The 11380-nt window shown below is 63.8% G+C and carries 6 protein-coding genes; 3 read left to right on the top strand and 3 right to left on the bottom strand.

Annotation, left to right across the window (positions count from 1 at the left end):
* Positions 1 to 241 precede the first annotated feature (241 nt).
* Positions 242 to 2746 (bottom strand): outer membrane protein assembly factor BamA, encoded by a 2505-nt coding sequence (gene bamA, locus ACQR07_RS22830; RefSeq protein WP_434904386.1) that lies wholly within the window; start codon positions 2744 to 2746, stop codon positions 242 to 244.
* Positions 2747 to 3634: 888 nt separating this feature from the next.
* On the opposite strand from bamA, the gene ACQR07_RS22825 reads away from it, so the two are divergent.
* The 3 genes from ACQR07_RS22825 (at position 3635) to ACQR07_RS22815 (ending at position 8283) form a co-directional block, all read left to right on the top strand.
* Positions 3635 to 4849, top strand: a complete 1215-nt coding sequence (locus ACQR07_RS22825; RefSeq protein WP_434904385.1) for an aminotransferase class I/II-fold pyridoxal phosphate-dependent enzyme — start codon at positions 3635 to 3637, stop codon at positions 4847 to 4849.
* Between the two features lie 11 nt (positions 4850 to 4860).
* Positions 4861 to 7329: a DNA translocase FtsK gene (locus tag ACQR07_RS22820; RefSeq protein WP_434904384.1), complete on the top strand. Its 2469-nt coding sequence runs from the start codon at positions 4861 to 4863 to the stop codon at positions 7327 to 7329.
* A 174-nt stretch (positions 7330 to 7503) separates the two neighbouring features.
* The gene (locus ACQR07_RS22815; RefSeq protein ID WP_434866599.1) at positions 7504 to 8283 is read left to right on the top strand and encodes an outer membrane lipoprotein carrier protein LolA; all 780 of its coding nucleotides are present in this window, start codon (positions 7504 to 7506) and stop codon (positions 8281 to 8283) included.
* Positions 8284 to 8315: 32 nt separating this feature from the next.
* Here ACQR07_RS22815 and ACQR07_RS22810 read toward each other — a convergent pair whose 3' ends face one another.
* Complete coding sequence (locus ACQR07_RS22810; protein ID WP_434904383.1) at positions 8316 to 9389, bottom strand: DUF2336 domain-containing protein; 1074 nt, start codon at positions 9387 to 9389, stop codon at positions 8316 to 8318.
* 341 nt (positions 9390 to 9730) lie between these two features.
* On the bottom strand, positions 9731 to 11182 hold the full coding sequence (locus tag ACQR07_RS22805; RefSeq protein WP_434904382.1) for a metallophosphoesterase family protein: 1452 nt from the start codon (positions 11180 to 11182) through the stop codon (positions 9731 to 9733).
* Between the last annotated feature and the right edge of the window lie 198 nt (positions 11183 to 11380).

Genomic DNA, 11380 nt, shown 5'->3' with positions numbered 1-11380 from the left:
GATTCACACATCTCGAAAACCGACTCTTCCTCAACGGGTTAGCCGAACACTTGCTTTGGGCCGTCCGACATTGTCACAATCAAAGCAAGCGTCTCTGATGACTCACATTTTTCGTCAAACCGACTGGGAAGCTCGAATCGAATGTGTGAATCCGATAGCCCTCTTGCGGGGAGGGGAGCGCACTGCGCGCGGGGTAAGAGGCGGCGTCTCTCTCGGTAGAGCAAGAGCTAGTCACGCCGTCTCAGAACGACGTGCCGCCGCCGAACCTGAATTCCTGCACGACGTCGTATTTGCCCTTGGACAGCGGCACGGCGTAGTCGAAGCGCAGCGGGCCGAAGGGGGAGGCCCAGATCAGGCCGACGCCGACCGAGGACCGCACCACCTTGCTGTCGTCGTATTGCAGGGCGCATTTGCAGGCGGCGGAGTTGACCTCGCCGGTGGCGGCCCAGGAGGTCGGGCCCTGGTAGCCCCACAGCGAGCCGGCGTCGGCATAGACCGAACCTTTCAGCCCGACCTCCTTGGGCAGGAACCAGAACGGCATCTGCAGCTCGGCCGAGGCGCCCCAGTATTTCGTGCCGCCGAGCGCATCGCCGGTCGCGCCGAAGCTGCGATAGGTGATGTCGCGCGGACCGATGCCGTTGGAGGCGAAGCCGCGCACAAGGTTCGAACCCATCTGATAGTGGTCGAGCATGCGCAGATCCTTGTCGCCGATCTTGTTGAGGACGCCGCCCTGCAAATGGATGACGCCGACGATCTCGGAGACGAGCGGGGTGAAGTATTTCGCATCCACCGCCGACTTCAGGTAGCTGACATTGCCGCCGACGCCAGCGAAATCCTGGCGCCAGTCGACCAGCAGGCCGTCGGTCGGGTTCTTGGTGTTGTCGAGCGTGTTGTAGTTCAGCGTATAGCCGAGCGCCGAGGTCAGCGCGGCGCCGTCGTTGAGCTCCTTGCGGACCGGCAGCGACGCTTCGCCGTCGCCATAGCAGCCATAGCCGTAGACGCCCGAGGTGGTCGCATTGGTCGGGTCGACGCCGCCGAGCACGCTGGCGACATAGGCCGGGGTCGGATTGAAGGCGAGCAGGCCGTTGGCGGCGTTGTTGTTGCAGTTCGCCAGGTAGGACGGCAGCGTGATCTCCTGCCGGTAAAGCGAATAGCGCAATTGCAGCGAGAGGTCCTCGCGCAGCTGGAAGCCGAGCCGCGGGCTGAAGCCGACCGTGCGGGTGCCATAGCTGGTGGTGCTGTTGGCGAGCTGCTGGCGATAGGAGACGTCGAGGCCGAGCGCGACGCGGTAGTCGAGCAGATACGGCTCGACGAAGGACAGCGACACGCCGCGCGTATACTGGCCATAGGTCACCGCGGCCTTCGCGAACAGGCCTCGCCCTAGGAAATTGCGCTCGGAGATCGAGACTTCGGCAAGCGCACCGTCGGTGGTCGAATAGCCGCCGGAGATCGAGAAATCACCGGTCGACTTCTCCTCGAGGCTGACGATCAGGATCACGCGATCGCTCGACGAGCCGGGCTCGGCGGTGATCTTCACGTCCTTGAAGAAGTCGAGGTTCTTGAGCCTGCGCTCGGCGCGGTCGACCAGCGCGCGGTTGTAGGCATCGCCCTCGGAGAGGTCGAACTCGCGGCGAATCACGTAGTCGCGCGTCCGCGTGTTGCCGCGCAGCGTGATGCGCTCGATATAGGTGCGCGGACCCTCGTCGACGGTGAACACGATGGCGACCGTATGCGCCTCCATGTTGCGATCGCCGCGCGGACGCACGATCGCGAAGGAGAAGCCGCGGCGCGAGGCCTCGATCTGCATCTCCTCGACCGACTTTTCGAGCTGCTCGACGTTGTAGAGCGCGCCGGCATTGACGCGTGAATAGCCGCGCAAGGCGTTGCCGTCGAAGCCGGCGACGCTCGACTGGAACTGCACCGAGCTGACACGGTATTGCTGGCCTTCGTCGATCTGGAACGTGACCAGGAAGCCCTTCTGATCCGGATCATACTCGGTCAGCGCCGCGACCACCTGGACGTCGGCATAGCCGTTCTTCAGGTAGAAGCGGCGGATCAGGTCGCGGTCAGCCTCGACACGGTCGGGATCGTAGATGTCGTTGCTGGCGAGGAAGCTCAGCCAATTCGTCTGGTGCGTCTTGATGACGTCGCGCAGGCGCGCGGCGGAATAGGAATTGTTGCCGACGAAGCTGATCGACTTCACACTGGTCTTGACGCCCTCGACGACGGTGAACACGAGATCGACCCGGTTGTTGGGCTGCTCGATGATCTCGGGCGTGACGCGCACGTCATAGCGTCCCGAGCGGCGGTAGATCTCGGCGATGCGCTGCGCGTCGGACTGCACCATCGGCCGCGACAGCGTGCCGCGCGGCTTCGACTGCACCTCGGCCTGCAGCTGCTCGTCCTTGACCTTCTTGTTACCCTCGAAGGCGACACGGCCGATGACGGGATTCTCGACCACGCGCACGATCAGCCGGCCGCCCTGGCGCTCGATCTTCACGTCGGCGAACAGGCCGGTCGCGATCAGGGCCTTGAGGCCGTCGTCGATCTGGCCGGCATCGAGCGCGCCGGACGGCCCCGTCTTGAAGTAGGAGCGGACGGTATCGGCTTCGATGCGCCGGTTGCCCTCGACGGTGATCGAGGTCGCGGCCACGGCAGGTGCCGCCAGTGCCGTGCGGGGCAGCGTTGTCACCGGCAGGGCCAACAGCATCAGGGCGAGCATGCCCGGCAGTCTCAGACGCATCATCGACGCTCTTCCGATCATCAGAGTCCTCGGCGCGCCAATGATGGTCGGCACGCCCCATGGAATCGCTGATGCCCGTCAAAGATGGTCGCGATGCGCCAATCTCGTTTCGCGAATTGTCGATTGATACGCAGCGTGGCTGGATGTTTCCGAATGGAAATGTTGCGCAAGTGATGCCGCCGCGAGGCACCGGTGACGACTAATAAGTGTACCGTCCGCACTGGGATCGGAAAGCCACGCGGTCCCCGGACATCTCCGTTAAGAAATCAGCCGGCGGCAGCGGCGTTCGGCGTGTTCCGACATCAAATTCTACAAAATAGCTGATACCGGCAATACGCCGGAAAAACGACCGTGCTACATGCTGGGCGTCCGAGCTAAGCCCCAAGTAGTTCGGCCAAGGCCCGGTGCGCGCAGATTCCCATTCTTATTCCAGCGCACCGGGCCACCCGATTTTTGACTCTTCGACCGTGCCAGTAACTGCGCCCTCTCCCCTTGTGGGAGAGGGCATGTAGGACAGTGCAGTAGACTCGGTTGGGTGAGGGGTATGCTTCCGCGAGTACGACTCGCCGAGAGAGACCCCTCACCCAACCGCATACGCTGATGGGCCGTACATGCCCTCTCCCACAAGGGGCGAGGGCGCTGTATTTCGCAGCGTACCGGCGGCTTCTTTCGCCTATCTTGCGTTGACGGTTCCCTCCCCCCCGCCCCGAATCACCACAATCTCCGTCGCTGTTGCGAAATTGCCTCTGGATCGGGCTTTGAAAAACGATCAAAACGGACGCCAGCGCCGATGGTTAATCGCGTCTTAACCTCGCCCCCTCTATGGTGACCGCAAAGGCACCGGTTCATGGGCGATCGGCGGCTTCAACTGGTTTGGCGCGCGTTTTACGTATGGCAATGACCGCTTCATCCCCCGCGCCCGCTGGCGCCAGCCATTCGGAGAGCGAACGCTCGCCGTTTGCGCGGCTGAACGAGCTGCTCGCGCCCCATTCTCCCGGCAAGCCGATGATCACGCTCGCCGTCGGCGAGCCGCAGCATCCCGTTCCGGGCTTCGTCGGCCCGGTGCTGGCGCAGCACATCGCCGATTTCGGCCGCTACCCGGCGGCGAAGGGCATCGAGCCATTCCGCAAGGCCGCGAGCGCCTGGCTGTCTCGCCGATTCGCGCTGCCGCGCGCTGTTGATCCCGAGCATGAGATCCTGGTGCTGAACGGCAGCCGCGAAGGCCTGTTCTTCGCCGCGCATGCCGCGCTCCGCCATGTCGGCCCGCGCCGCGGCAGGCCTGCGATCCTGATGCCGAACCCGTTCTATCCGGTGTATGGCGTCGGCGCCCGCACCGCCGGCTGCGATTCAATTTATCTGCCGACCACGCGCGACAACGGCTTCCTGCCCGACCTCGAGAGAATCGACGAGGCGACCTTGGCGCGCACGATCGCGTTCTACATCGCCACGCCGGCCAATCCGCAGGGATCGGTGGCCTCGGCGGACTACATGCGCAAGCTGGTTGGCCTCGCGAACCGCTTCGGCTTCCTGATCTTCAGCGACGAATGCTATTCGGAGATCTACACGCGGAAAGCGCCGGGCAGCATGCTGGAGCATGCCGGGCCCGACTACACCAACGTCGTCGCGTTCCAGTCGCTGTCGAAGCGCTCCAACGTGCCGGGCATGCGCATCGGCTTCGCCGCCGGTGACCGCAAATTTCTCGCCGCCTTCCACGAGTTGCGCAACGTCGCGGCGCCGCAGGTGCCGGTGCCGCTGCAGCACGTTGCGGTGGCCGCCTATGCCGACGAGGCGCATGTCGAGGAGAACCGGCGGCTGTACCGCGCCAAGTTCGATCTCGCCGACCAGATCATCGGCAACCGCTATGGCTACCAGCGGCCCGACGGCGGCTTCTGCGTCTGGCTCGACGTCGCCGATCGCGGCGGCGACGAGGCGGTGACGACCAGGCTGTTCCGCGACGCCGGCGTGCGCGTCGTGCCCGGCAGCTATCTGGCGCGGCCGCAGGCCGACGGTTTCAATCCGGGCCTGGGCTACATCCGGCTGGCGCTGGTGGCCGACGCGGACCAGACCGGCGAGGCGCTGCACCGGCTGGTCGAGACGCTCGGGTAATCGCGGGGCGGATGCGGATGCCGGCGATCGAGCGAGTCATTCCCCTGGTCAACCACCTGCCGACGTCGCTGCGCGACGCGCTGGTGAAGCGGCTGCGCGAGCTCGCCGGCCTCTGCCTGATCGCGCTGTGCGGCGTCGCCGCCGCGGCGCTGATGACGTGGTCGGTGCAGGACCCGAGCCTGAGCCACGCGACCTCGCGCGCGATCCGCAACATCGTCGGCTATCCCGGCGCGATCAGCGCCGACCTCTTGATGCAGATTCTCGGCCTTGGCTCGATCATGGCGATCCTGCCGCTCGCCATCCGTGGCTGGCGGATGATGACGCACCGGCCGTTCGACCGCGAGGCGCTGCGGTTCGGCGCCTGGGTGCTCGGCGCCGCCATCGCCGCCGGCTTCGCCAGCTGCTGGCCGCGCTCGCATGCCTGGCCGCTGCCGACCGGCCTCGGCGGTGTCGTCGGCGACGCACTGGTGCGCGCGCCGGCCGTGGTGTTCGGTCCGCCCGGGGCGATCTATCGGCTGGTGCTCGGCAGCCTGCTCCTCATTGCCATGATCGGCTGCCTGCTGGTCGCCGGCGGCATGGGCGCCAAGGAAGCCGATCCGAGCCTGCTTGCGGACGACGAGGACGATACGCCGCTCGCCGATCCCGAGGACGACGACGACCGCAAGGCGATCCGGCTCGGCTGGGTGTTCCACGCCATCATGAGCGCCAAGGCGCAGGTCGCCTGGTTCCTCTCGACCGCCTATCGCGCGCTGGTCTCCTCCGGCCCGCAGCCGCGAACGGCCTCCGGCCGCCAGGAGCCGAGCCTGAGCGGCGCCCGCTCCAAGCCGACGCTCGCTCCCGAGATGGAGGATGACGGCGACGAGGAGGAAGCCGGCGAGGACGAGGAGGAAGAGGAGGAGGAGCCCGCTCCGCGCGCCCGCAAGAAGCCGGCCGCGAAGGCGCCGCCCAAGAGGTCCAACGACAAATACGACCTGCCGTCAGTGTCGATGCTGGCCGCGCCGAAAGCCGCCGACCGCCAGCCGCTGTCGAAGAGCGAGCTGGAGGCCAATTCGCGCGCGCTCGAAGGCGTGCTGCAGGATTTCGGCGTGCGCGGCGAGATCGTCAAAGCCAATCCGGGCCCGGTCGTCACTCTGTACGAGCTGGAGCCCGCGCCCGGCATCAAGTCGTCGCGCGTGATCGGCCTGGCCGACGACATCGCCCGCTCGATGAGCGCGCTGTCGGCGCGCGTCGCCGTCGTGCCCGGCCGCAACGCCATCGGCATCGAGCTGCCGAATGCGCATCGCGAGAAGGTCTATCTGCGCGAGCTGCTGGTCGCCAAGGAGGCGACCGAGAGCGTCGCCAAGCTGCCGCTTTGCCTCGGCAAGAACATCGGCGGCGAGTCGATCATCATCGATCTCGCCCGCACCCCGCACATGCTGATCGCCGGCACCACCGGCTCGGGCAAGTCGGTCGCGATCAACACCATGATCCTCAGCCTGGTCTACCGCCTCCGGCCCGACCAGTGCCGCCTGATCATGGTCGACCCGAAGATGCTCGAACTCTCCGTCTATGACGGCATCCCGCATCTCCTCACGCCCGTCGTGACCGACCCGAAGAAGGCCGTCGTCGCGCTGAAATGGGCGGTGCGCGAGATGGAGGAGCGCTACAAGAAGATGGCCAAGCTCGGTGTGCGCAACATCGACGGCTACAACGCCCGCGTCGCGGAAGCCCGCAACAAGGGCGAGGAGCTGACGCGCACCGTCCATACCGGCTTCGACAAGGAGAGCGGCAAGGCGATCTACGAGGAGGAGAAGCTCGACCTCGATCCCCTGCCCTACATCGTCATCATCGTCGACGAGATGGCCGACCTGATGATGGTCGCCGGCAAGGACATCGAAGGCACCGTGCAGCGCCTCGCCCAGATGGCGCGCGCCGCCGGCCTGCACGTCATCCTGGCGACGCAGCGTCCGTCGGTCGACGTCATCACCGGCACCATCAAAGCCAACTTCCCGACCCGCATCTCCTTCCAGGTGACGTCGAAGATCGACAGCCGCACCATCCTCGGCGAGATGGGCGCCGAGCAGCTGCTCGGCCAGGGCGACATGCTGTACATGGCCGGCGGCGGCCGCATCAGCCGCGTGCACGGCCCGTTCTGCTCCGACGAGGAAGTCGAGAAGGTGGTACGCCACCTCAAGACGCAAGGCTCGCCGGAATATCTCGAGGCGGTCACCGCCGAGGAGCCGAGCGAGGAGGACGGCGCCGTGTTCGACGCCACCGGCATGGGTGGTGGCGGCGGCGGCGACGACCTGTTCTCCCAGGCGGTCGCCGTGGTCAAACGCGACCGCAAGGCCTCCACCAGCTACATTCAACGGCGGCTGCAGATCGGCTATAACAAGGCCGCCTCGTTGATGGAGCGGATGGAACAGGAAGGCATCGTCGGCCAAGCCAACCATGCCGGCAAGCGCGAGATCCTGGTGCCCGAGGAGGAAGGCGGGTTCTGATCCCCGCCCGCTTTGGTCCCAGATCCGCCGTTTCCAGGTCGTAACTTCACGCAATTACGATCACGCTGACCGACAGAACCAGGATAGAAACGCGTAAGACATCAGGACGCCGTTTTGCAAAGCCCCTTCTCGACCAGCTCATTTTCAGTCCCCGAACCGCCGCGCGGACGTCGCATGTCCGCCTGGATGGTAGCCTTCGCCGTGACCGCATGTGCCATCGCCGGCTCGGCCGGCCATGCCACCGCCCAGGGCACAACGGCTCCCAAGCCGGGCGCGAAGCCGGGCTCCCAGCTCTCCGCCTCCGAGCAGCAGCGCGGCGGCCAGGCAGCCATCCAGACCACGCCGCCCAACCCGATCATTCCCGATCCCCGGCGCAACGTTCCGGCGAGCATCTTCACCTCATTCGACGCCAACCAGAAGGCACAGGCGGCCAAGGTCAGTGCCTATCTGTCGTCGCTGCAGACGCTGGTCGGAAACTTCGTCCAGGTCGGCCCCGACGGCAGCAAGACCAAGGGCGATTTCTACATTCAGAAGCCCGGGCGATTGCGGTTCGAATACGAGCCGCCGAGCCCGATCGACCTCATTGCCGACGGCTCGGCCGTCGTGGTGCGCGACCGTAAGCTGGCGACGCAGGACGTCTATCCGCTGTCGCAGACGCCGCTGCGCTACCTGTTGTCCGATCGCATCGACCTGCTCAAGGACACCAACGTCATCGCGATTGCGGCCGACGATCTCTACGTCACGATCACGATCGAGGAGAAGCAGGCGCTGGTCGGCACCAGCCGGCTGATGCTGATGCTCGGCGCCAAGGACGGCCAGCTCAAGCAGTGGACCGTGACCGATCCGCAGGGCTACGACACGACGATCGCCGTCTACAATCTCGACACCACCAAGAAGCTCGATCCGGCGATGTTCAAGATCGACTTCACCAACTACGCGACGCCGCCCGGCTGACGGCCGGGCGCCTCACGGGCGCCCCTTGGCGATCAGCGGGTTTCGAGCCCGCGGACCTTCCACTGCGCCTCGGACAGCACCAGCTTCTCGAAACGCTTGCGCGCCTCCTCGACATCGTCGGCCGGCATCTCGCTGCCGCCGGGGCGGGCGCGCAGGATCATCGAGGTCGTGGCCCAGCTCAGCCGCGCCGCCTTGCACGCCAGCAGCAGATCGGTGAGACGGTCGTCCTCCAGCAGCGATTCGATCGTCTCGATGGAGACGACGCAGAGCAGCGCCAGCGACGCGATGACCGCCGGAATGTCGCTGGTGACGCAGAACCGGTTGACGGCGGAATCGCCGAGCTTGCCGGTGCGGTTGAGCGCCGACACCTCGGCCTTGACCTGGTCATAGTCCCACATCGCGCGCATCGCCGCTCCGGCGGACCGGGTCGGGGCAGCCTGCAGGGTCGCGCGGGTGGCCGGCGGCGCCGCCTTGATGAAACGGGCGCGGGCGCCCTCGCTGGCGGCGGCGACGAAGGCCCGCGACAGCTTGGCCGGCAGGTCGGTGCGCAGCGCCAGCTTCTCGGCAAGGTCCTCGTCGCGCTCGGCGATCTTGAACAGGCTGCGATAGCCGTCCTCGGACAGCCGCGCCGCGAGATTCTGCGCCAGCGCCATGCGCACCGGCGGGAAGCCGCGCGCGATCAGCTGGCTGGTGATGGTGTCGCCGATGCCGCGGCGGCTGGCCAGCGCGACCAGATGCGCCGGGCTCAGGGTCCTGATGAACTCGGCGAGGTCGCGCTCGGTCAGCACCGGCGCCTTCGCCAGCATCGGCCCGGCGACGCGCAGGTCGGGATGCACGGCGAGCAGCCGCGCAGTCGCATAAGGCGCGCGCTCGACGCCGGCCAGCGCCATGCTCAGTTCGGCGAGCACGTCGATTGCGACCTGCGGCATCAGCCGCGCGAACATCTGGTCGTAGAGATCGAGCTGCTCGGTGGGCGCCGGTCGCGGTCCGGCGAGAAACAGGCCGGTGGTCCGGCGCAGCATGTCGGTGGCGAGCTCGGGGACCGTCCTCACCTCACCGGCTTGCGGTTTGACGGAGGCAGCTGCTGCCGGAGGCGCTGGGGGCATCGCAGGTCGCTTTCTGGTGGCGCCCGTCCGGCTGTGCCGAGGGCGCGCATCGCTCATCAATTTGCAACAGAATGCGAACGCCCAACTAAAGGGGCGTTAAGCCCGATGCCGGGAATAGGGTGGTCGCCGTCCCGTCGTTAATGGATTGCACCACACCGGCTCATCCATGTTCCTGTATTGTTCTTGCGCAGGGGTCCGGCTTCCGTTAGCCTCCGAAATGGGAGGGGCACCATGGTCCAGCGCGTTTCAACGGTTGCGTTCGAGGGGATCGAGGCCCGCGCGGTCGACGTCCAGGTCCAGGTCGCGCCGGGACTTAGGGTGAAAGATTCTTACAATTAAGGCTAGGGTAACTGCGGCGCGGAATCCAACGCTCCGTCATAGATGGATCCGCCTCCTTTCGCATCAAAGCGCAACTCCCTCATAGACAGGTGGAGTCGGTTTGATCGAAACTCAAACAGGCAGTAGGCGTTGCGCTCGTTTCCGGGTAGCCGTTTCCCGCCAGCACTTCCATTTGAAACTACATAGATTCCTTGCGCTACTTTTCCATCCCTAAGAGGAATAGTTTGATATTTTGCTATACGCGGCAGGTGCTCGTGCCCATGAAGCGCGACGTGCGCACCGGCGTTCTGCGCTTCATCTAGTAGATCAGAAGCGTCTAGAGATAGCGTCACGCCTTTGGAATTTGGCGCTTCTACGCCCGCAACCGGCAGTAAATGATGATGAAGCGCGATAAATTTGTAAGTTGGTCGAACTATTGATTCGTTGCCAAGGGCCTTAATGGCATCGATACCGCTCGTTCCGACGAAACCATATTCAGTCCACTCAGTTGCGGTTATGGTGCAGGAATTGAGTAAACAGAGTATTAGGTCTGCCTCCTTGAGATGCATCCGGTGCACGTAGTTCAATGATTTTTGCCAATTTCGGTTTATCAGCTCATCGACAAACGTTCGAAATTCACGCTCGTGTTGGTAAGTTGTTTGGTTGTTTAAAATCATCGCCGCGATATCGATTGGCTTATCCTTCGGATATCGAACGATGTCGTGATTCCCGGGCACGACGACAATTTGCTCCGGCTGCAGGCCTAGGGCGCCCCGCATAGCCTTAAACTCTTGAAGTACGGCATCTCGCGTCTCGTCTCTCCAATCTCCCCCTGTTGTGAAATCACCCGTGACCAGAACGGCGGCAATATCGTCGAGTTTTCCAATGCGCTTAAGATCCGCGGACAGACACTCAGTTAGCGTCTTTCGATAGTCTCCAATCGAAAGCTTTTCTCTCTGAGTAGCAAATGCGTAATCGCCGCCAAAGTGCAGGTCTGAAAGATGTAGTATGCAGGATTTTCCAGTGGCGATCGTATCTGGCGCGACTTTTTCGGATCGATTATCTTCCGTGAACTCCAGAGAGATAAGGGTGTGGTCCCCGAATCTCGCTGCAAGCTCGCCATCAAATGTAACGTCTTCTATCGAAGATAGCTGGAACCACGCAAACACCTTCTTCTCAAACTCAAGATAATAACTCGGCACAATCTGCAACTCGTCTTTTTTCAGTGAACCGACACGCAGAGCCAATACGCCGGCTCGGAACATCCTCTTTGTTGAGCGATCAACGATATAGGCAACAAACGGGCCAACCGATTGCAGGTTTCGTAGCAAGCTCTCGTGATCAGACTCAAAATCTTTCTTCCACCAGCCCCACCATACGCAACCATCTTTGGCCAGAACCGCACGGTGTGCGGCAATACTATCTATATTTGAGACCGTATCTCGGAAGCGAAGCGCTATTGCTGGTGTTGCCATTCAAGTAGTCTCTGATACGGGGGTCGGGGAATACCGAAATTTTTAAGCTGGCGAAATGGTCCGAGTTTCTCACAAAACGAAGCAGAATCTGACGAGTGGAACGCGAGACGAAGCTGCTGTAGGGCTTTAAAAGGGTCTTTGATAAGAGCAACCTCATTTCGCGAAGTCCAAAGACTGATCAGGTCTCGTTTAGGCGCA

This window comes from Bradyrhizobium sp. HKCCYLS20291, from assembly GCF_051167715.1.
In the GTDB taxonomy this organism is placed as follows: domain Bacteria; phylum Pseudomonadota; class Alphaproteobacteria; order Rhizobiales; family Xanthobacteraceae; genus Bradyrhizobium.
This window is presented reverse-complemented; position numbering and strand designations above follow the sequence as displayed.

What these genes read in the sequence shown, in the direction of transcription:
- bamA (WP_434904386.1), bottom strand. Translation starts at nt 2,746, where the DNA reads ATGATGCGTCTGAGACTGCCGGGCATGCTCGCCCTGATGCTGTTGGCC.
- ACQR07_RS22825 (WP_434904385.1), top strand. Translation starts at nt 3,635, where the DNA reads ATGGCAATGACCGCTTCATCCCCCGCGCCCGCTGGCGCCAGCCATTCG.
- ACQR07_RS22820 (WP_434904384.1), top strand. Translation starts at nt 4,861, where the DNA reads ATGCGGATGCCGGCGATCGAGCGAGTCATTCCCCTGGTCAACCACCTG.
- ACQR07_RS22815 (WP_434866599.1), top strand. Translation starts at nt 7,504, where the DNA reads ATGTCCGCCTGGATGGTAGCCTTCGCCGTGACCGCATGTGCCATCGCC.
- ACQR07_RS22810 (WP_434904383.1), bottom strand. Translation starts at nt 9,389, where the DNA reads ATGCCCCCAGCGCCTCCGGCAGCAGCTGCCTCCGTCAAACCGCAAGCC.
- ACQR07_RS22805 (WP_434904382.1), bottom strand. Translation starts at nt 11,182, where the DNA reads ATGGCAACACCAGCAATAGCGCTTCGCTTCCGAGATACGGTCTCAAAT.